General features: G+C 69.8%; 18 protein-coding genes. 7 read left to right on the plus strand and 11 right to left on the minus strand.

From position 1 onward, the window contains the following. Positions 1–58: 58 nt before the first annotated feature. Both A9X00_RS16730 and A9X00_RS16735 read right to left on the minus strand, forming a co-directional pair. Positions 59–1,000, minus strand: coding sequence for a class I SAM-dependent methyltransferase (locus A9X00_RS16730; protein WP_067155604.1), 942 nt, complete (start codon positions 998–1,000; stop codon positions 59–61). 2 nt (positions 1,001–1,002) lie between these two features. Further along, positions 1,003–1,953, minus strand: coding sequence for a class I SAM-dependent methyltransferase (locus A9X00_RS16735; protein WP_067155520.1), 951 nt, complete (start codon positions 1,951–1,953; stop codon positions 1,003–1,005). Between the two features lie 130 nt (positions 1,954–2,083). On the opposite strand from A9X00_RS16735, the gene A9X00_RS16740 reads away from it, so the two are divergent. Beyond that, complete coding sequence (locus A9X00_RS16740; RefSeq protein ID WP_067155522.1) at positions 2,084–4,471, plus strand: lysylphosphatidylglycerol synthase transmembrane domain-containing protein; 2,388 nt, start codon at positions 2,084–2,086, stop codon at positions 4,469–4,471. Between the two features lie 7 nt (positions 4,472–4,478). On the opposite strand, the gene A9X00_RS16745 is transcribed toward A9X00_RS16740, so the two are convergent. Beyond that, complete coding sequence (locus A9X00_RS16745; RefSeq protein ID WP_067155525.1) at positions 4,479–7,109, minus strand: GH92 family glycosyl hydrolase; 2,631 nt, start codon at positions 7,107–7,109, stop codon at positions 4,479–4,481. A 156-nt stretch (positions 7,110–7,265) separates the two neighbouring features. Here A9X00_RS16745 and A9X00_RS16750 point away from each other — a divergent pair, with 156 nt between their 5' ends. Continuing rightward, positions 7,266–7,940: an LpqN/LpqT family lipoprotein gene (locus A9X00_RS16750; RefSeq protein ID WP_067155530.1), complete on the plus strand. Its 675-nt coding sequence runs from the start codon at positions 7,266–7,268 to the stop codon at positions 7,938–7,940. A gap of 76 nt (positions 7,941–8,016) precedes the next feature. Then, a complete protein-coding gene (locus A9X00_RS16755; protein ID WP_067155533.1) occupies positions 8,017–8,502 on the plus strand; it encodes a hypothetical protein in 486 nt (161 codons plus the stop codon). Here the strand turns inward: A9X00_RS16755 and A9X00_RS16760 are convergent. From A9X00_RS16760 to galT, 4 genes are all read right to left on the minus strand, one after another. Then, the gene (locus A9X00_RS16760) at positions 8,486–9,166 is read right to left on the minus strand and encodes a PAS and ANTAR domain-containing protein (RefSeq protein ID WP_067155537.1); all 681 of its coding nucleotides are present in this window, start codon (positions 9,164–9,166) and stop codon (positions 8,486–8,488) included. The two genes, A9X00_RS16755 and A9X00_RS16760, sit on opposite strands and share 17 nt — an antisense overlap. 351 nt (positions 9,167–9,517) lie before the next feature. Then, complete coding sequence (locus tag A9X00_RS16765) at positions 9,518–10,279, minus strand: enoyl-CoA hydratase (protein WP_067155539.1); 762 nt, start codon at positions 10,277–10,279, stop codon at positions 9,518–9,520. Beyond that, a complete protein-coding gene (locus A9X00_RS16770; protein WP_067155541.1) occupies positions 10,279–11,373 on the minus strand; it encodes a galactokinase in 1,095 nt (364 codons plus the stop codon). Before A9X00_RS16770 ends, A9X00_RS16765 begins: the two co-directional genes overlap by 1 nt. Next, positions 11,370–12,464, minus strand: coding sequence for a galactose-1-phosphate uridylyltransferase (gene galT, locus A9X00_RS16775; protein WP_067155544.1), 1,095 nt, complete (start codon positions 12,462–12,464; stop codon positions 11,370–11,372). Before galT ends, A9X00_RS16770 begins: the two co-directional genes overlap by 4 nt. 134 nt (positions 12,465–12,598) lie before the next feature. Here galT and A9X00_RS16780 point away from each other — a divergent pair, with 134 nt between their 5' ends. Beyond that, complete coding sequence (locus tag A9X00_RS16780; RefSeq protein ID WP_067155545.1) at positions 12,599–14,719, plus strand: FUSC family protein; 2,121 nt, start codon at positions 12,599–12,601, stop codon at positions 14,717–14,719. A gap of 3 nt (positions 14,720–14,722) precedes the next feature. Here A9X00_RS16780 and A9X00_RS16785 read toward each other — a convergent pair whose 3' ends face one another. From A9X00_RS16785 to A9X00_RS30815, 3 genes are all read right to left on the minus strand, one after another. Beyond that, positions 14,723–15,070 carry a hypothetical protein gene (locus A9X00_RS16785; protein WP_156772130.1) on the minus strand — a complete coding sequence of 116 codons (348 nt, stop codon included), beginning with the start codon at positions 15,068–15,070 and terminating at the stop codon, positions 14,723–14,725. Positions 15,071–15,169: 99 nt separating this feature from the next. After that, the gene (locus A9X00_RS16790) at positions 15,170–15,505 is read right to left on the minus strand and encodes a hypothetical protein (RefSeq protein ID WP_156772131.1); all 336 of its coding nucleotides are present in this window, start codon (positions 15,503–15,505) and stop codon (positions 15,170–15,172) included. A 94-nt stretch (positions 15,506–15,599) separates the two neighbouring features. Beyond that, positions 15,600–15,953 carry a hypothetical protein gene (locus A9X00_RS30815; RefSeq protein ID WP_156772132.1) on the minus strand — a complete coding sequence of 118 codons (354 nt, stop codon included), beginning with the start codon at positions 15,951–15,953 and terminating at the stop codon, positions 15,600–15,602. Positions 15,954–16,060: 107 nt separating this feature from the next. Between A9X00_RS30815 and A9X00_RS16800 the strand changes: the two genes are divergently transcribed. From A9X00_RS16800 to A9X00_RS16810, 3 genes are all read left to right on the plus strand, one after another. Beyond that, complete coding sequence (locus A9X00_RS16800) at positions 16,061–16,951, plus strand: NYN domain-containing protein (protein ID WP_067155557.1); 891 nt, start codon at positions 16,061–16,063, stop codon at positions 16,949–16,951. A 23-nt stretch (positions 16,952–16,974) separates the two neighbouring features. Next, entirely contained in the window at positions 16,975–18,177 is a 1,203-nt protein-coding gene (locus A9X00_RS16805) for an MFS transporter (RefSeq protein WP_232006850.1), read from the plus strand. Positions 18,178–18,299: 122 nt separating this feature from the next. Further along, positions 18,300–19,529, plus strand: coding sequence for a cytochrome P450 (locus A9X00_RS16810; RefSeq protein ID WP_067155560.1), 1,230 nt, complete (start codon positions 18,300–18,302; stop codon positions 19,527–19,529). A gap of 78 nt (positions 19,530–19,607) precedes the next feature. Here the strand turns inward: A9X00_RS16810 and A9X00_RS16815 are convergent, their stop codons facing one another. Beyond that, complete coding sequence (locus A9X00_RS16815) at positions 19,608–21,050, minus strand: amidase (protein ID WP_067155562.1); 1,443 nt, start codon at positions 21,048–21,050, stop codon at positions 19,608–19,610. Between the last annotated feature and the right edge of the window lie 76 nt (positions 21,051–21,126).

Consider the following 21,126-nt stretch of genomic DNA (forward strand, 5'->3'; position numbering starts at 1 on the left):
TCGGCGCAAAGGCGCAAAGGCGCAAAGGCGCCGGAGCGCCCATGCGCCGGGTCGCTGACTACGCCCGCTGCGCGGCCACGAACAGGTTCCCCGGCACCTGGTCGGCGACCTCTTCGGGGACCTTGCGGCCGTAGGAGGCCATCAGCTCGTCGGCCGACTTGACCGTCACGGCCCAGCCGTGCCGGGCGAACCAGTCGCCGACCTCTTCGCGCTCCTCGAAGTAGAACAGTTCCTCGTTGTTGGGGATCTGGCGCTGCGGGTCGAGCTTGGTCACCAGGGCACGGATGCGCTCCATCCGCGCGCGACGGTTGGCGCGGAACTCGGGATCGAGGAACTTGGGGCCCAGCGCTTCCACGGCGACCCGGCTGCCGGCGGCGGCGAGCGCGTCGACGCGTTCGAAGAGCAGCTGCTGGGCCGCGGCAGGCAGGTAGGGCATCAGGCCCTCGGCCGACCAGGCGCTGGGCGCCGAGGCGTCAAAACCTGCCTGCCGCAACGCCGTCGGCCAATCCTGACGCAAATCGATCGGGACGGCGACGCGGTTGCAGGCGGGCCGCGCCCCGTGCTCGTCCAACGTCGACGACTTGAACTCCAGCACCCGCGGCTGGTCGAGCTCGTACACGGTGACGCCGTCCGGCCACGGCAACCGCCACGCCCGCGAGTCCAGACCCGACGCCAGGATCACCGCCTGGCGGATGCCCGCCTCGCCCGCGTCGACAAAGAACTGATCGAAAAACGCCGTGCGGCACGCCATGTAGCCGACCATCGCCTTCATCTGCAACTGCAGGCTCGGTTCGGCCTGGAGGACCTCGGCGGGCAGCTTGGAGGCCGAATACCAGTTCCACAGCCCGTCACCGGCGGCGTTCAGGAAGACCCGCGCGAACGGATCGCTGATCAACGGGTTCTCGCTCTCGGTTTCCACCGCGCGCGCCGAGGCCACGCCCAACGCGGTCGCCCCCACGCTTTCGGTGATCTCCCAGCTGTCGTTGTCCGTCCTTGCCACGCTCACTCCCTCTCATTGCGTTCGGCGGCCACGAAAAGCGTCTTCGGGGCGGCGTCCTCGACGTCCTGCGGCGGCCGGCGGTCGTAGCGGGCCATCAGCTCCTCGGCCGGCGTGACCGTCACGTCCCAGCCGTGCCGGTTCAGCCAGTCGCCCACGTCCTCGCGCTCCTCGAAGTACCACAGGTCCTGGACGTCGGGGATGTCGCGGTCGGGCTCGAGCCTCGCCATCAGGTCGCGGACCCGCTGCATCCTCTCGCGTTGCTTCGCGTGCGCGGCCTCGTCGAGGAAGTCTGGGCCGTGCGCCTCCACGGCGATCCGGCTGCCGGCGGCGCCCAGGGCGTGGACACGCTCGAACAACAACTCCTCGGCGGCCGCCGGCAAGAACGGCAACAGCCCCTCGGCCGACCACGCGCTCGGCACCGACGGGTCAAACCCCGCCTGCCGCAACGCGGCCGGCCAGTCGTGGCGCAGGTCGATCGGGACGTGCACCAGGTTGCACGTGGGCTCGGCGCCGTGCCCGCGCAGCGTCGAGGACTTGAACTCCAGCACGCCGGGCTGGTCGAGCTCGTAGACCGTGACGCCGTCTGGCCAGGGCAACCGCCACGCCCGCGAATCCAGGCCCGCGGCCAGGATCACCACCTGCCGCACGCCCGCGCGGGTGGCGTCGAGGAAGAACCGATCGAAGAACGCGGTCCGGGCGGCCATGTAGTCGACCATTCGCTTCATCTGCGGCACCAGGTCCGGTTCGGCCTCGGCGATCTCGGCGGGCAGGTCGGGCGCGGCGAACCAGTTCCACATGCCATCGCCCGCGGCGTCCAGGAAGACCCGCGCGAACGGGTCGCTGATCAGCGGGTTTTCGCTCTCGGTTTCCGCCGCGCGGGCCGCCGCGACGCCCAGCGCCGTGGCGCCGACGCTCTCGGTGATCTCCCAGGTGTCGTTGTCGGTTCTGGCCACCCTCGTGTCCCCCAATTCGAATAGCTCAACTACCTATATACCTTCGCCGACCCTACGCGCGTCGAATGTGAACAAGCTGTCCGTGAGGTTCATCCGCGCTGGCCCGCAGGTATCCGGTTAAGGTCTCGACATGCGGGTTGACGGGCGCGAAATCAGCGTTTCGGGCAACCTGCTGCAACCGATCACCCGGCGGACCAACGACATCCTTCGGCTCGCAGCGACCGTGGTGTTCTTCGCGATCGTCATCGCCGGCTCACTGATCACCCGGCCGCAGTGGGTGGCGCTGGAGAAGTCCATCTCGGAGATCGTCGGGGTGCTGACGCCCACCCAGTCCGATCTCGTGTACCTGGTGTACGGCGTCGCGATCCTGGCTCTGCCGTTCGCGATCCTGATCGGTTTGGTCGCCGCGCGGCAATGGAAAATGCTCGGCGCCTACGGGGCCGCGGGTCTGCTTGCGGTGCTGCCGCTCTCGATCGGCGGCAACGGCATCTCGGCGCCGCGTTGGCATTTCGACCTCACGGATCGGCCGCAGACCGTGCTGGCACAGATCCTGGACGACCCGCGGTGGATCGCGATGCTCGCGGCCGTCCTGACCGTGTCGGGTCCGTGGCTGCCCGCGCGCTGGCGGCACTGGTGGTGGACGCTGCTGCTGGCGTTCGTGCCGATCCACCTGTTCATCAGCGCCATCGTCCCGGCGCGCTCGCTGCTCGGACTGGCGGTCGGGTGGTTCGTGGGCGCGCTGGTGGTGCTGGTCGTCGGGACCCCCGCCCTCGAGGTACCCCTGGAGGCCACCGTGCGCGCGCTGGCCAAACGCGGTTGCGTGGTCTCCGAGCTTCGGGTGGTCCGGCCCGCCGGGCCGGGGCCGCTCGTGCTGTCGGCGGGCTGCTGGGATTCCGATTCGGGCCCCGACGAGGCGTTGATCGAGCTTTACGGCCCGCACCAGCGCAGCGGCGGCGCATTGCTTCAGCTGTGGCGCAAGCTTCGGCTGCGCGCCAGGGAGACCGCGCCCCTGGTCGCGTCGATGCGCCGCGTCGTCGAACATCGCGCGCTGATGGCCATCGCGGTCGGTGACCTGGGCCTGGCGAACACGTCGACAATCGCCGTGGCCCCCCTCGACCGCGGCTGGATGTTATACTCCCACAGGCCCATTCGGGGAACCCCGCTCGACCAGTGCGCCAAGACGACTCCGGTCGAACGCGCGTGGGAGTCGCTGCGCGCCCTCAATGACCACCAGATCTCCCACGGCGACCTGCGGGTCACCACGATCACCGTCGACGACGGCACGGTGCTCTTCGGCGGGTTCGGCAACGCCGAGTACGGGGCGACCGAGACCCAACTCCAGTCCGACATCGCACAACTGTTGGTGACGACGTCGGCGCTGTACGACGCGAAGTCGGCGGTGGGCGCGGCGATCGACACGTTCGGCAAGGACACCGTGCTCACCGCATCGCGCCGGCTCACGAAATCGGCTATGCCCAAACAGGTTCGGCGATCGATTGCCGATGCCGGTGCCGTCATCTCCGGCGCCCGCGCCGAGGTGAAGCGTCAAACCGGTGCGGATCAGATCAAGACCGAAACGATCACCCGGTTCACCCGCCGCCAGGTCATCCAGCTGGTGCTGCTGGTCGCGCTGGTGTACGTCGCGTACCCGTTCATCAGCACCATGCCGACGTTCGTCGCCCAGGTCAGTAGGGCGAACTGGTGGTGGGCACTGCTGGGCTTGCTGATATCGGCGCTGACGTACGTGGGCGCGGCGGCCGCGTTGTGGGCGAGCGCCGACGAATCGGTGGTCTTCTGGAAGCTGTCGATAGCCCAGGTGGCCAACACCTTTGCCGCGACCACGACGCCGGCCGGGGTCGGCGGCCTGGCGCTCAGCACGCGCTATTTGCAGAAGGGCGGGGGGCTGTCCGCGGTGCGGGCCACCACCGCGGTGGCGCTGCAACAATCCGTGCAGGTGATCATGCACCTGGTGTTGCTGATCTTGTTCAGCACCGTCGCGGGCGCGTCGATGGACCTCTCGCACTACGTCCCGAGCGCCACGGTCCTGTACCTGATCGCCGGTGTGGCGCTGGGCATCGTCGGCACGTTCCTGTTGGTGCCCCGGCTGCGCCGCTGGCTGGCGACGGACGTGCGTCCGAGGCTGAAGGAGGTGGCCGGCGACCTCGTCGAGGTTGCCCGGGAGCCGAAGCGGCTGGGCCTGATCGTGCTCGGTTGCGCCGGGACGACTCTCGGTGCGGCGCTGGCACTTTGGACCAGCGTCCAAGCGTTCGGCGGCGGCGCCTCGTTCGTCACCTGCACGGTGGTGACGATGGTCGGCGGGACGCTGGCCTCGGCCGCCCCGACGCCGGGCGGTGTCGGCGCCGTCGAGGCCGCCCTGATCGGTGGCTTGGCCGCGTTCGGCATACCCGCGGCCGTCGGCGTGCCGTCGGTCCTGCTCTATCGCGTGCTGACCTGCTGGCTGCCCGTGTTCGCCGGCTGGCCGGTGATGCGGTGGCTGACCGAGAACGAGATGATCTGACCCGCGGTCACGGCGCGTCGGGGCCGCTGCGAACGAGCACGGAAACGACTGACCCCCTGATGGTTTCGCCGGCCGCGGCGCTGAGGAACACCGCGTAGTACCCCTCGGGCACCGACTGCGCCACCGCGATCTGAACGTCCGCGGTGGCCGATCCGTCGGCGCCGAACCGCCCGGACGACGGCGCCACCGTGACCCCGGCGTCCGAGGACGTGCCGGTGACGCGGTAGGCGTCGACGCCGTCGACCATCCGTTGCAGGTCGACCTTGACCTTGCCGGTATGCCCGGGCGCGATCGCGACGGAGGGGTGCGAGACGTTGACGGTCACCGCCGAGCTTCCTGCGCCGAACGACGGCGGCGCGGAGGATTCGCCGGTGCCCCACGACTTGTTCGGGTAGGCCGCCAGCGAAAACTTGAGATCTCCGCCGTCGCGCACCACCCGGTCCGGGATCCAGGTGCGGTCGGTGGCCTCCCCGTCGACGGACAGCCCGTCGATGTATTTCAGGCGGTGCGGTCCGGACGCGCCCGGGGCGGAGATCCGGATGGATCCGCCTTGGGGAAGGGTGATTACGGCGCGGTCGAACAGCGGCGTGGCGACGGTGAGGATCGGCGTCCCCGGGGTGCTCGGGTACAGGCCGAGCGCCGCCCAGACGTACCAGCTGGACAGCGCGCCGAGGTCGTCGTTGCCGGGTGCGCCGTCGGGCGTCGGGCCGAACAGTCCGCGGACCCGGTCGACCGTGAGCTGAGTCTTCCAGGGCTGGCCGACGTAGTTGTACAGCCAGGGCACCCCGAAGCCCGGTTCGTTGCCGGCCCACAGATACGGCTCCTTGGGACCCACGTTCAGCTCTTCGGTGAGCCGGTCGAGCCGGCCGGCGACGGTGGTTCGGCCGCCGAGAGCGGTCACCAGGCCGGCGACGTTGTGCGGCACCCACCAGACGTATTGCTCGGCGTTGCCCTCGTCGAACCCCTCCTGGCCGAAACCCGAACCGGACTCGACGAATCCCGGGCCGGGGGGAAAGAATCCCATCGCGTTGCGGGGCGAGACGTACCGGGTGCTGGGGTTGAACAGGTTCTGCCAGTACTGCGCCCGGTACTGGAATTCGGCGGCCGTCGCCGCGTCGCCGAGCGATTCGGCGAAGCGGGAGATGGCGAAGTCATCGACGGACCATTCGAGCGTGATCGAAGCGCCCGCGCCGAATCCCGCCGTGTCCGGTAGGTAACCCAACCGCAGATAGGTGGCGATGCCCGGTCGCTCCACGTAGCCGTCCAACCCGGTGCCGCCCTCGGTCGCCGCTCTCACCATGTAGCGCAATGCCGCGTGGGCGTCAAAGTCCTTGGCGCCGAAGGCGTACAGGTTCGCGATGAGCGGCACCACGCTGTCTCCGGTCATCTCGCCGGTTGCCGAATTCGCCAGCGCCCAACGGGGAAACGAACCGCTCTGCTCGGCGTCGTTGACCAGCGACTGGGCCATGTCGCTGGCCTGCTTTGGGAAGAGCAGACCCTGCAGGGCGGCCAGGCCCCGGTAGGTGTCCCAGTCGGAGAAGTTGGCGTACTGGGTGCGCCCCTTTTCCACGGTGTGGATGGCGCCGTCGAAGCCGATGTAACGCCCGTCGGCGTCGTTGAAGGTGTTGGGGTGCAGCAGCGAGTGGTACAGCGAGGTGTAGAAGGTGTCCAGGTTGCCAATGTTGCGCCCGGCCACCGCGATACACGACAGCGTGGCCCGCCATTCGGATACCGCGGCCGCGCGCACCTGATCGAAGCCGGCCTCGCCCTCGGCCGCGAGGTTCGCGCGCGCGCCGTCGAGGCCGACGTAGGAGATCGCGGTCCGCACCTCGATCGTCGCGCCGGGCGGGAACTCGACGTAGCCCCCGCTGTAGGGCGACGCCGCGCTGCGCGCGCCGGCGACCACCGAATAGCCGTCCCAGGCACCGTAGGACACGAACGGTCGGCTGAACTTCATCGCGAAGTACACCGTGTAGGTGTTCCTCTTGCCGCAGAACCCGCCGCTGGTCGCCCACCCGGTGATCGTGGTGTTGTCCTCACCGATCTGGATGGTGGCCCGCGAATTGCCCGCCAGCGACGCGCCGGAACGCACGTGGAACAGGGCGGGCCAAACGTTGCGCGGGTACCGGAAGCGGCCGACACCGGTGCGGGTGGTGGCGGTGAGTTCGGCGGTCACTCCGGTGCCGGGGAACCGAACCGTGTAATACCCGGGCTGGCCCTGCTCGGTGTCGTCGTGGGCGATCCGTTCCCAGGCGTTCCACGGCTGGGCGCCGATCGGGGTTGTGGTCGGAAGCATCGAGATGTCGCCGAACGCGGCGCAGCCCACCGAGGCGTGGGTCATGCTGAACCCGCTGGAGCGCGAGTTGTCGTAGTTGTAGCCGGCGTAGTTGCCGACAGTGTCCGGCGAATACTGCACCATTCCGAACGGCGCGGAGGCGCCCGGAAAGTTGTTGATCTCCCCCACCGTCTCGCCGCCCGTCCCGGTGCCGATGAGCGTGTCGACATGCTCGACAGGATCGGTCACCAACGGGGGTTCGCCGTCGTAGGCGATCGGCGGGGCCGCCGCGACGAAGGTCAGGAGCACGGCGCCCGCCGCGACCAACGCGATGAGGGCCCGATAGCGGGCGCGTGACCGCATAGCTGTTCTCTTACTGCATAACCGCCTCGTCGCGGGTTATTTCGGCGATGCCGCGCGTCCGCGGAAATTCACTAGCAACGTTTTGCACCTTCGTCGGCTAGTCTCATTCCGCGTGGCTGGCGCTGGTACCGGCCCAAGCTTGGGGAGATTTGATTGATGAAACACTTGACCGCAGCAACCGTTACCGTCGCGCTGAGTCTGGCGCTCGTGGCGTGCGGCTCTAGCAACAAGTCATCGCCGTCGACGTCGACATCCACCTCGACGTCAACATCGACCTCAACGACCACCGCGAAAACTTCCTCGACGCCAAGCGCGCAGGGCGGCCCGACGATCGCGGACTACATTCGCGACGCCCACATCACCGAAACCCCGGTGCACCACGGCGATCCCGGACCCAACGTCGACCTGCCGGTGCCCGCGGGCTGGCAGATCAACCAGAACGCCGGCACATCCTATGGGGGCATCGTCCAGACGCAGCCGTCCAATCCGTCCGACCCGCCGACCATCTCGGCGCTCTACTCCAAACTGACCGGTGACGTCGACCCCGCGAAGATCATCGAGTACGCCCCCAACGAGCTGCTCGGCCTCCCCGGCTATCAGGGCACCGGCAACGGCCGGGCCACCACGCTCGGGGGTTTTCAGGCCTGGCAGCTCAAGGGCTCCTACCAGAAGGACGGTAAGACGCGTGCCGTCGCCCAGAAGACGGTGGTCATTCCCAGCCAGGGCGCGGTGTTCGTGCTGCAGCTCAACGCCGACGCGCTGCAGGCCGATGAGGCGCCGTTGATGGACGCCGCCAACATCATCGACGACCAGACGACCATCACCCCCTGATCGTCGGCTGCCTTTTGGGGCGCCGCGGCGGCGAACTTCCTACGCCGCGGCGCCCGATTGGCCTTACGGTGTTGGCATGACAGAACAGTCGCACGCGATAGACGCCGGGCACCCACCGTCGGCGGTCCTGCGCCTCGTCAACCCCGTGCTCGGGTTCCTGCTCCGCACCCCGCTCGCCGGGCCCGCACGCAAGCAGCTGATGGTGCTGAGCTTCACCGGGCGAAAGACGGGGCGGCCGTTCACAATTCCCGTCAGCGCCCACGTAATCGACAATGATCTGTATGCCCTGACGGGCGCCCCGTGGAAGCAGAACTTCCGCGGCGGCGCGGCCGCCACCGTCGTCTATGACGGCAAGACCACGGCCATGCGCGGCGAGCTCATCCGCGACCGCGCGATCGTCTCCGACCTTTTCCACCGCTGCGCCGAGTCCTACGGCGTGCAGCGCGCTCAGCGAATGATCGGGCTGAAGTTCCGCGACCCGCGCATCCCGACCCGCGAAGAGTTCGCCGAAGCCGTCGACCGGATGCACCTGGGCGCGGTCCGCTTCACTGCGGCCGACTAGTCGCGCGCTGATGCGCGGTGAGCAGCTGCTGGTCGAATCGCGAGTGCGAGGTGATGGCCTCCCGGCCCAGCGCGGCGAAGTCCTCGACGATCTGCCGGGCGAGCGGCCATAGCTTCATATTGCGCGCCTGGGAAAGCGATTTGAGCAGATTGAAGGCCGCGTCCTCGTCGACGCCGTAGACCAACATCAGCATGCCCTTGGCTTGGTCGATCACCCCGCGACGCTCCGCGATCGCGGCGACTTGCGCCGTGATGGCGTCCTCGGATTTCCTGGTGGACGCCGGCGTGACGTCGATGTAGAAGCCGTGGCTTCCGATGACCTCGCCGCTCTCGTCGCAAAACTGATCGCCCACCACGACCACATGGTGCACCGCGCCGCGGGTGTCGACGATGCGGTGCCGCGCGCTGAACGGCTGCCGATTCTTGACCATGTCATCGATGGTCGCGGCCACCTGGCGACGATCGTCGGGGTGCTTGTGGGCCAACACCAGCTCGGTAGTCGGCGTCACCGTTCCGGGTTCGTAGCCGTGCATGTGCTGCACCTGCTCGGACCATTCCCAGCGTTGGTCCTCGAAATAGAAGCGGTACCAGCCGGCGCGCTGCGGTGTACCGCCCGCCAGCGCCTGTTCGACGGCCGCGGCTTGGCCGTCTAATTCCCTGGCCATGGCGTGCGCTTCCGCAAGAGGGCGTCACTTTCCTGCAGACGACGCTCCGACATCTGACACAGTTCGCGGGACCGATCGACCTGCTGCCGCGCGCGCTGCAAGGACGTGGCGACGGAAAGCCGCAGCAACCTGCTGGCCTCCGTGCCGGCCCGGGTCGGCGTGAAGCTTCGCCGGAGCCTTTCGCGCAGCACCGCGGTGCGTTGGGCCGTTCGCGCCCGATGAGCCTTCTGCCGGCACGCCGAAGAGCAGTAGATCGCGTCGGACCGGCCGGAGAACCCGGCGCCGCACATCGGGCACGCACCCCTGGTCATAGCCGTTAAGTTACAGCTATGGCCGCCGTGACGGCTAGCGTCACCGCTGTCGGCGGTTGCGCTCGGCCACCCTGCTGAAGGCCTGGTCCAGGCCTGCGGCGGGGGCCTGCGAGCCGGCGATGCTCAGCTCGGCCGCGAGCGCGGGTTCGACGACGGCCGCCGATCCGCGTCGGTAGATCTCCTTGAGCCCCCGCATGGTGGCCGTCGGCACGGCCGCGATCTGGGCGGCCAGCTCGAGCGCGCGGGGCAGCAGGTCGGCGTGGGCGACGACCTCGGTGACCAACCCGATCTGTTCGGCCCGGCGGGCGTCGACGATTTCCCCCGTCATCGACATGCGGCGCGCCATTGCCGCGCCGACGACCTGCGGCAGCCGGGCGGTCATGCCCCCGCCGGGCAGGATGCCCACGTGCGCGTGGGTGTCGCCGAAGATGGCGCGCTCCGAGGCGATCAGAAAGTCGCAACCGAGCGCGATTTCGAGGCCGGCGGTAAACGCCGGGCCGTTGACGGCGCCGATGACCGGCGTGCGCATCTCGCCGACGCGGGTGACGCAGTTGTGCGATTCGTACACCTCGAAGTAGTCCCGGCCCCCGGCCGCCGCCTCCTTCAGATCGACCCCCGCGCAGAACGCGGGGTCGGCACCCGTCAGCACGACGACGGCCACGCCGTCGTCGTCGTCGGCGGCGCACAGCGCGTCGAACAGGGACTCAACGAGGCTGCGGCCCAACGCGTTACGCGTGTCGGGCCGGTTGAGGGTCAGCACGCGAACGCCGTCGTGGTCGGCCGACGCCAGGGGCTCCGTCATTATTCCCCCTCCAGCGCCGCGCCGGCGCCCGCACGGGTCCGGGTGATGATCGGGCGCGGGTGACCGGCGGCGAGCGCCGTCCGCCGCACCGAATCGGCGACCGCGTCCGCCCGGCGCTCCGGCACCAACGCGATCACGCAGCCGCCGAACCCGCCGCCGGTCATCCGGGCGCCGAGAGCGCCGGCGCCCACCGCGGTGTCGGCGATCAGGTCGATGTGTTCGGTGGTGATCTGGAAGTCGTCGCGCATGGAGACATGCGAGGAGGTCAGGATGTGGCCCGCTTCGATGAAATCCGAATCACCCAATGCCGCAACGAAATCCAGCACCCTGCCGTTCTCGGTGAGGACGTGGCGCGCGCGGCGGGCATCGATCGGGTTGCCGACGGCGCCCAACTCCGCGCGCCCGCGATCCCAGACTTCCCGCAACGACGACGCGCGCAGGTCGGCGGCCGCGCGCTCGCAGGACTTGCGGCGGGCGGCGTATTCGCCGCCGGCGTGGCTGTGCCGGGCCCGGGAGTCGATCAGCAGCAGCGCGACCCCCGACGCTTCGGGGTCGAAGGCCACCGGCGTGAGGCTGAGGTCGTGAAAGTCGATCAGCAGCGCCGTCGACGGTTGCCCGAACAGCGAGGCCAGCTGGTCGAGCAAACCCGTTGGCGCGCCGACGTAGTCGTTCTCGGCGCGCTGGGCCAGCCGCGCCTGCTCCTTTTCGTCGATGCGCATGCCGGCGGCCGCCGCGATCGCGCCCAGGACCGCGCATTCCAGCGCCGCCGACGAGGACAAGCCCGATCCCATCTCGACGTCGCTGGTGATCCACATCGTGCCGCCGGGTATCGGCTGGCCGGTTTGACGCAGCGCCCACACCACCCCGGCGACGTAGGCGGCCCAGTCGGTCACCTGGCCGGGGAAGGTGTCGAGCGGAAACCGCACCGCGCCCTGCGCGCGCTGGCTGTGCACGGTGATTCCATCGGTGCGGTCGGGGGTGAAGGTCACCACGGTGCGCTGCGGCAGCGCGATCGGCAGCGCGAAGCCGAGGTTGTAGTCGGTGTGCTCGCCGATCAGGTTGACCCGCCCGGGAGCGGCGTAGCGGACCGTCATCCAAGCTCCCGCAGTCGCGCGGCCACGGCCTCGGGCGTGACGTCGCTGATGAACGCGTCCATCGCCGACTCGGAGGCCGCCAGGTACTTGAGCTTGGTCGCGCTGCGCCGGATCGACATCAGCTCGACGTGGAAGTAGCCATCGGCCTGGGCGTCGGTGGCGGCGAACTGATGCAGCGCCGAGATGTAGGGCAGCGGGGCCGAATACATGCGGTCGAACCGCCCCAGCACGGCGAGGTAGAGGTGCGCGAACGCATCGAGTTCGTCCTCGCCGAGCTCGACGAGGTTGTGCACGAACCGGTTCGGGTAGATGTGCACCTCGACCGGCCAGCGCGCCGCGAACGGCACGAACGCCGTGAACAGCTCGGTGCGCGCGACGATGCGGGAGCCGTCGGCCACCTCGCGCGCCAGCAGGTCGGCAAAGAGGTTGGAGCCGTGGCGAATTCGATGCTCGCGCGCCTGCGCCAGCATGGCCGCGGCCCGCGGCGTCAGGAAGGGGTAGCCGTAGATCTGGCCGTGCGGGTGGGTCAGCGTCACCCCGATCTCCTCGCCGCGGTTTTCGAAACAGAACACCTGCTCGATGCCCGGCGTGGCCATCAGGTCCGCGGTGCGGTGCCGCCACGCCTCGACGACCAGCCGGGCGTGCGCTGGTTCCAACTCCGCGAACGACCCGGCGTGGTCGCTGGAAAAGCAGATCACCTCGCAGCGGCCGCGGCCCGGCGCCCAGACGAAGCCGTCACCGGCGGGCGCACCGACGGGCTGCCCGTCGCCCGACAGGCTCGGGAACCGGTTTTCGAACACCACGACGTCGTAGTCGGGGGCGGGCACCTCGCTGGTCAGGCCGGTCGGTCCGGGGCACAGCGGGCACTGGTCGGGGGGCGGCTTGTAGGTGCGGTCCTGGCGCAGCGCCGCGACGATCACCCATTGCCCGGTCGCGCGGTCGAACCGCAGCTGCGAGGAGTCCGGCGCCCGCGGTGGCAACGGCCTGCGGTCCTCGACCGGCGCCGGGCGGTGGCCGGGCAGCGCGAAGAACAGGAGGTCCCGGCCGTCGGCCAGCGTTGCCCGCGTAGGCGCCCTCACGACGTCGAACACTAGCGTGGGCCGCCCGGCGCGGTTCGGGTAACCATGGGGTGTCCGGCCGACGAGGGGGTCATCTGATCACTGTTCTTTACCAACGGGCCCGAGACTGGTGGATCGGGTCGGATCCGGGCCTGCTGCGGCTGCGGATGGCGACGAGGACCACGGCGGCACTCGGTTGTTCGCTGCTGATCATGTACCTGGTGACCAAGGCGGCGGGCCAGCCGTTGACGGTCGCCCTGCTCGGCGTCGTCATCATCATGGTCGCGGCGCGATCGGTCAACGAGCCCGACCCGCGTCGGCAGCGGGTCACCATGGCGCTGCTGCCGCTGCCCGCCACGGCGTCCATCACCGCCGCCGCGGCGCTCGCGCCGCACCCCATCGCCGGCGACGCCGCGTTCGTTGCCGTGGTGTTCGCCGCGGTCTACATCCGCCGCTTCGGGCCCCGCGGGAGGGCGTTGGGCATGGTCGCGTTCATGTCCTATTTCTTCACTCTCTATCTGCGAGCGAGCATTTCGGAGTTGCCCTGGATGATCGGCGCGGTGCTGGTCGGGACGCTGTGCACGTTCGTCATGAGCGCCTATGTCCTGCCCGACCGGCCCGAACGCGTGCTGCGGGCCACCGTTCGCGCGTTGCGGGCGCGGATGGCGATCGTCGTCGACACCACCGCCGACGCGGTGCGCACCGGCCGGTTGGACCAACGGCGCCGCCGCCGGATGCGCGCCCGCACCATCCGGCTCAACGAGACGGCCCTGATGGTGCAGGGCCAGATCGAGGACAAGGCAGATCCCGCCGTGCTCTGGCCAGGGGTCACCAGCGAGCAGCTGGCCCCGTGGCTGTTCGACGCCGAGCTGGCGATCGAATGGGTCGCCACGGCGGGCCGACGGGCGGCCGTCCTCTCCGCCGACATTCCAACCCATGCCCGCGTCGAGCTGGTCGGGGCGCTGGCGCAGCTGGCGCGGGCGATCCGCACGGCGGAGGCCGGCGGCCTGCGCCGGGCCGCGAGCCGGGCGCAGCGGATCCTCGACGAGCACGCGGACGTCGCCGCCGTGCGCCGGCTGGCGCTGGCAATCATCAATGCGGCCCGGGCGACGGCCGAGGTCCGTGCCGTCGTCGAGGGCGCCGCCGCCGCGCGGGCCGGCGCGCTTCAGGGCGCCGAGGAGCTGCCGCCCCCGGCGCCGGGCGGCGCCGACGTGGGCGAGACCACCGAACAGGGCCTGCGCCCCACCACCCGGCAGGCCATCCAGGTGTCGGTCGCCGCGTCGCTGGCCATCCTCACCGGTGAGCTGGTGTCCCCGGCCCGCTGGTACTGGGCGGTGATCGCGGCGTTCGTGATCTTCGCCGGCACCAACTCCTGGGGCGAAACGCTGACCAAGGGTTGGCAGCGGCTGCTGGGCACCCTGCTGGGCGTGCCCTGCGGCGTGCTGGTGGCCACGCTGTTCACCGGGAACACCACCGCCTCGCTGGTGGCGATCTTCGTCTGCCTGTTCTGCGCCTTCTATTTCATGACCGTCACGTACAGCCTGATGACCTTCTGGATCACCACGACGCTGGCGCTGCTGTATGGTCTGCTGGGCCAATTCTCGTTCGGGGTGCTGATGCTTCGGATCGAAGAGACGGCGATCGGGGCGGTCATCGGCGTGGCGGTGGCGATCCTGGTGCTGCCCACCCACACCCGGACGACCATCCGCACGGACAGCCGCGCGTTCTTGACCGCCTTGTCCGCGCTGATCGAAATTTCCACGGCGACGATGTTCGGCGGCGACGAGACGGTGAGCCCGACCGAGCAGGCGCGCCAACTCGACCGGGCGCTGCAGCAGTTCCGGGTCAGCGCCAAGCCGCTGCTGGCCGGGGTGGCCGGGCTGGCCAGCCGGCGCAGCATCCGGCGGGCGTTGCGGATTTTCGCCGCGTGCGATCGTCACGGGCGAAGCCTGGCGCGCAGCGCCGAGCAGTACCAGGACCCGATCGGATCAGAAAGCCTGGCAACCGATTTCATGGCGGCGGCGGCGCAGACCCGAAGCAACATCGACGCACTGTGCGCCGTGATCGACGGCGCCGAGGGCGTGCGGGTCAACTCGGCGACCGACGATCTCGACGCCGCCGAGACCGCGGCCCGGCAGCAGGACGGCGAGGGCGAGCCCGGCGCCGATGCGCGGCGGTTCCTCACCGCGGTGCACGCGCTTCGCCAAATCGATCGGGCCATCATCACCGGGGCCACTAACCTCGGCGCGCGCGACGGCTACAAGGTTCCGAGCCCCGCGGCGCGCTGAAGCTCACGCGTCGTCGACCCGCCGCTGGCCCAAGGCCCGGCACGCTGCTTCGTGAGTGCGCTCGGCGTTGGCCAGCAGCCGGTCTCGCACCCGTGGCCACCAAAGGATCTCGAGGGCAAAGAGTCCGACCATCAGCCACGACACCGTGGCGACCCGGGGCGTCGCAAAGACGCTGTCGATCGCCGCAAGGACAAGCAGCGCCGCGCCGCCCAACCACACCAACCACTGCCAGCGGCGTGCTTGCCGACCGGCGTCGCGCAAAGCGCCGGCATACTCGACGGCCGCGGGTGCCAGTCGCGCCTCGGCGAGCTGGTGGCCGCGGCGCACCTCTGCAAATGCCAGGGCTGCCATGAAAACACCGGGTGGATCCCAAGGCACACCGCCCGGAACACGGGACCACCGCGCCACACCCATGCCGGGACCAAAAGCATGCTGCGATTGTCGCGCCTGCTACAGCCCGGGCAAACAGAGGGGAAAGTAGCAGGGCTGGTTGGGCCCCTGGGCTTTCCGGGTGAGGTCCAGCAACCTGATGATCGCCATTCCCAGCATCCCTTCTATCTCCGGCTGCTGGTCGGGAGGGAGATTCCGCGTCTCCCGATCTACGACGGTGGCCTGCTGTTGCAGTCCCGTGAGTCGCTGGTTTCGCTGCGCAGGGGTGAGGCTGTCCCACGTGTCGTCCAACTCGGTGATCTGCCGCAGCAGTTCCTGTACCTCAGCCTTGGGGTCGGCCTGAGGCGAGGGTGGCTGCAGCGGGTAGAAGTGGCTCGGCGCAGGTTGCGCCGTCACGTCGGCCTCTGCGGGAGTCGCTGTCAGGATCGCGCCGACTAACAGGAGGGCCGTGATTCTCGTTGAGACGAAACGCATTTGGTGTCCCTCCGCACTACGGCGCGAACGCGCAGATCAATCCGAGCACCCGCTCGCATTCCTCGCGGGTGCGGAAGACGGGTGGGGGCGGTGGCGGCGGAGGTCCCTCGACGATGTTGTCGGGACAGCCACCGTAGTACCCGGGTGGACACTGCTCGTGATAGACGTGGCAGACGTTCAGGTCCCACCCGGTGGCCCGCAAACCGGGCCATACGTAGTCGCCCGGACACCAGCGCATCCCGGGCCCGTGGTAGCACCCCGTCCTCGACGAGCAGTGGTCGTCGTCGGCGCGGGCGGTGCCCGTGGGCGCCCCCGCTCCGGCCAGGGCCAAACCTGCCGAGACGAGGACTCCGGCGAGGACTCGCTTCATGCAGTTAGGTTGTGGCACAATGCTTGCCAAATTTTCGCCGATTTCTTGCGAAATTCTTGCGTTGGCCGATGACGATGCGACTACTCGGGCCTGACAAGATTGCGGGCATGACCGAACCGGCGATGGCCCGCGTGGCGGTCTACCTCGATTTCGACAACATCGTGATCTCGCGGTACGACCAGGTGAACGGGCGCAACTCGTTCCAGCGGGACAAGGCCAGCGGGCTCGATCCCGAGCGGCTGGCCCGGGCCACCGTCGACGTCGGGGCGATCATCGACTTCGCGTCGTCGTTCGGGACGCTGGTGCTCACCCGCGCCTACGCGGACTGGTCGGCTGACGTCAACGCCGGCTACCGCGGACAGCTGGTGGCCCGCGCGGTCGATCTGGTCCAGCTGTTCCCGGCGGCGGCCTACGGCAAGAACGGCGCCGACATCCGGCTGGCCGTCGACGCGGTCGAGGACATGTTCCGGCTGCCCGACCTGACCCACGTGGTGATCGTGGCCGGCGACTCCGACTACATCCCACTGGCGCAGCGCTGCAAGAGGCTCGGCCGGTACGCGGTCGGCATCGGGGTGGCCGGCGCGTCGAGCCGGGCGCTGGCGGCCGCCTGCGACGAGTTCGTCATCTACGACGCGTTGCCGGGGGTGCCGGTGTTCGAGCCCGAGCCGGGCGGCGCCGGCCCCCAGGCCGCCAAGCCGAAGAAAGCAAGCGGCCGTGGCAAGGCGGACAAGCGCGAGGAACCCGAGGAGACACCCGACCCGCAGGCCGCCGCCACCGCGCTGCTGACCCGCGCGCTGCAAATCGGGCTGGAGAAAGACGACGCCGACTGGCTGCACAACTCGGCCGTCAAAGCGCAAATGAAACGGATGGACCCGTCGTTCAGCGAGAAGTCTTTGGGATTCCGGTCATTCAGTGACTTCCTGCGTTCTCGCTCCGACGTCGTCGAGTTGGACGAGAGCTCGACGACCCGGATGGTGCGGCTGCGCGGCAAGGACTGAGCACCTCCCCTACGCTGACGACCGTGACACGGGAAGCGATCCGACCGCGACGCTCGTGGCCCGCCTGGCTGACCCGCAATGTCCGGGTGCTCTCCGCGGTTTCGTTCCTGCAGGACGCCGCCAGCGAGCTGCTGTATCCGCTGCTGCCGATCTACCTCACCGCCGTGCTCGGTGCGCCCCCGTCCGTGGTGGGGGCCGTCGAGGGGGTGGCCGAGGGCGCGTCGTCGCTCACGAAACTCGCGGCGGGCCCGCTGGGCGACCGGTTCCCGCGGCGCCCGCTGATCGCCGCCGGCTACGGGATGGCGGCGCTGGGCAAGGTCATCATCGCGGTGGCCGGGGCGTGGCCGGGCGTGCTGGCGGGTCGCGTCGTCGACCGGCTGGGCAAGGGCATTCGCGGGGCGCCGCGGGACGCACTGCTGGTCGACGGCGTGGACGACGCCCAGCGCGGCCGGGTCTTCGGCTTCCACCGCGCGATGGACACCCTGGGCGCCGTCGCCGGTCCGCTGCTGGGGCTGGCGGGCTACGAGCTGCTCGACCACCGGATTCCGCCGTTGCTGTATGTCGCCATCGTGCCCGCCGTCCTCAGCGCGGCGCTCGTCTTCCTCGCGCGCGAGCGCAGCCGTCCCGCCCCGCGAACGCGACGGCGGTCCCTGTGGGCCGGTGTGCGCACCTTGCCGTGGCCGTACTGGCGGGTGACGGCACTGCTCGTCGGCTTCAGTTTGGTGAACTTTCCGGACGCGTTGTTGTTGTTGCGGCTCAACGAGATCGGCTTCTCGGTGGTCGAGGTGATCCTGGCCTACGTCGGATACAACGCGGTGTACGCCCTGGCCAGCTACCCGGCCGGATCGCTCGCCGACCGCATCGGCAAACCGGCGTTGTTCGGGATCGGTCTGACGTTCTTCGCGATCGGCTACACCGGGCTGGGGCTCGCCACCGACCTGGTGACGGCGTGGCTGCTGATCGGCGCCTACGGCGTGTTCACCGGCTGCACCGACGGCGTCGGGAAGGCCTGGATTTCGGGTCTCGTCGGCGAGGAGCACCAGGCGAGCGCCCAGGGGGTGTTCCAGGGCGCCACCGGCCTGGCCGTGCTGGTGGCGGGGTTGTGGGCGGGCCTGCTGTGGGGTGCGAACGGGCAACTGCCGTTGCTCATTTCGGGGATCGCGGGCGGTGTGTTCGCGGTGGTGCTGCTCGGCGGCCGGCTGGCGCGCCGTGTGACACACGGGTGACTTCCGGCGGCAATACACCAATGGCAGTGGCGTATGGCGACCTGGGGGTTGGGCAACCGATTTCGTTGACAGCCGCGCGGCATGGCCATACATTCTGAGAAACTCGTCGCGAGGAGACCGTCATGACCGTCGGTGCCGCTCCCCCAAGCGTTTTCGATGCCGGCCTGCCGACGCTGGAGTACGACGCCGAGGAATCGCCCGCCGACGTCTATCCCCGCCTGCAGGCGGCGCAACGGCAGGCGCCGGTCGCGCTCGGACCGCACGGGCCCGAGGTCCTGTCGTATCACCTGGTGCGGTCCGTCCTTCGGGACCCCCGGTTCCTGATCCCGCCCGGCATCAACCTGCTCGTCCAGGGCGTCACCTCGGGGCCGTTGTGGGACAAGGTGGTCAACAGCCTGCTGTGCCTGGAGGGCGATGCGCACCATCGGCTGCGCAGCCTGACGTCCAGGGCGTTCACGCCCCGCGCGACGCTGCGCCTGCACGACACCATGGTCGCGGTGATGAACGAGCTGGTCGATCGGGTCATCGACGCGGGTCGTTGCGACGTGGTCGCCGACCTCGCGCGCCCCTACCCCGTCCCGATCATCTGCGCGTTGCTCGGCGCGCCCCGCGAGGACTGGCAACAGTTTTCGTTGTGGGCCGACGACGTCTTCAAGGCCTTCAGCTTCACGGTCGATGTCCGCGAGGTCGAGCCCGTCGTGATGCGCGCGTGGCGACAGCTCGACGACTACGTCGACGACATGGTCGCGCGGCGCCGCACCAGCCTCACCGACGACCTGCTGTCCGACCTCATCCGCGCCGAGGATGACGGCGATCGCCTGAACGCGGCCGAACTGCGCATGCTGGCCGGGGGCCTGCTGCTCGCGGGCACCGACACCACGCGCAACCAGGTGGCCGCCTCGGTGCACGTCCTGTGCGAACACCCGGACCAATGGGCGCTGCTCAAGGGAAACCCGGACCTGGCGATGCCCGCGGTGGAGGAGACCATGCGCCACTCGCCGATCGCGAGCGGCACCCTGCGGCTGGTGGCCCAGGACGCCGAACTGGACGGGTACGTCTTCCCCGCCGGCACCATGGTCCTGGTGAATACCGCTGCGGCCAACCGCGATCCGGCGGTCTACGACGAGCCGGACCGCGTCGACATCACCCGCCAGGGGGCGCCGCCGATCCTGACGTTCGGCGGCGGTGCGCACTACTGCCTGGGCGCCAACCTGGCCCGGCGCGAGATCGCCGAGGCGCTCAACGTCATCGCGGCCCGGCTGCTGAACCCGCGCATAACCGGGCCGGTGCCGTGGAAGCCGATGGTCAGCCTCAGCGGCCCGCTGAGCCTGCCCATCGAGTTCGACACCTAGCGACGGACTCTGCGCGAGCAGACGCGGAATCGCACGATCTCGCCCGCGGGGATGCGATTCTGCGTCTGCTCGCGACGGTCAGGGAATCGCCGGATGCAGCGACGCCCAGGGGTGGGCCGATTCCAGTTGCGCCGCAACACGAATCAGCACATCCTCGCGCCCGTAGGCCGCGGCGAGCTGGACACCGATGGGGAGGCCCTCGGCGTTGCGGTGCAGGGGCAGGCTGATGGCGGGCTGCCCGCTCATGTTGAACGGCGGGGTGAACACCGCGAACTGGCCGGCGCGGCGCATGGGTGCCGTCGGGTGCGCCGGATCGTTCTCGAATTCCGCCAGGGGCGGCGGCGGTTCGGCCACCGTCGGCGTGAGCAGTAGGTCCCAGCCGTCGGCCCACCACTGCTGCAGCGCCCGCCGGAAAGCGTGCACCGCATCCAATGCCACGGCGTAGTCGATCGCGGTCAACCGCTGCGCGCGCTCGACGTGCACCCAGTTGACCGGCTCGATGTCATCGGCCGTCACCTCCCGTCCGAGCGTCTGGCCGAACCCCCGCGCCGCCATCGCCAACTGGGTGGCCCACAACGCCATGAACTTGGGCACCAGGGAGGTGTCGGCGAGGCACGCCGGCCAGGCCGGCTCGACAATATGGCCGAGGCCCTCCAGCATCGACGCCGCGGCGCGCACCGCCGAGACGCAGTCGTCGTGCAGGAAGTCCCCGCGCGGATGCACATCGAGCAGCCCGATGCGCAACCGGCCGGGGTCGGCGCCCACCTCGTCGGCGTACGGGCGCTGCGGCGGCGGGGCGATGACGGAGTCGCCGACACCCGGGCCGTGCACGGCGTCGAGTAACCGCGCGGTGTCGCGCACCGTGCGGCTGACGCAGAGCTCGACGCCCAGGCCGGCCTCGGCGCGGACGGGGCCCGTCGTGATTCGTCCCTGGCTCGGCTTGAGGCCCACCAGCCCGCAGCACGACGCCGGGATCCTGATGCTGCCGCCCCCGTCGGAGGCATTGGCGAACGGCACCATCCCGACGGCCACCGCCGCGGCGGCGCCGCCGCTGGATCCGCCCGGTGTGCGGTCGAGCGCCCACGGGTTGCGGGTGGCTCCCCAGGCCAGCGGCTGCGTGGTCGGCAGGCTGCCCATCTCGGGGCTGTTCGTCCGCCCGGCGATCACCAGGCCGGCCGCCTTGAACCGGGTGACCAGCGTCGTGTCGGCGGTGTCGATCTTGGCCGCCTCTTTCAGCGCGACGTTGCCGTTCGACATCGTCTGGCCCGCGAAGCTCGTGTACAGGTCCTTGAGCAGGAACGGGACGCCGTGAAACGGGCCTTTGGGCAGGTCGGGGCCGGCGGCGACGGCTCGGGCGTGCTCGAACCACTCGATGACGACCGCGTTCAGCGGGGGGTTCGACCGCTCGATGCGCTCGATCGCCGCTTCGAGCAGCTCGCCCGGCGTGACCTCGCCCTTTGCCACCAGCGCCGCCTGGTCCGTGGCGTCCATCCAGCGGGTCTCGTCGGCAAGGCTGCTCATGGCTTTTGGTGTACCACGTGTGACCAAGACGCCCGCGCACAATTCGCGGTCGGTCGGGGCCGGCTTTACGCTCGGT

Source organism: Mycobacterium sp. 1245805.9 (assembly GCF_001672915.1).
Classification (GTDB): Bacteria; Actinomycetota; Actinomycetes; order Mycobacteriales; family Mycobacteriaceae; genus Mycobacterium.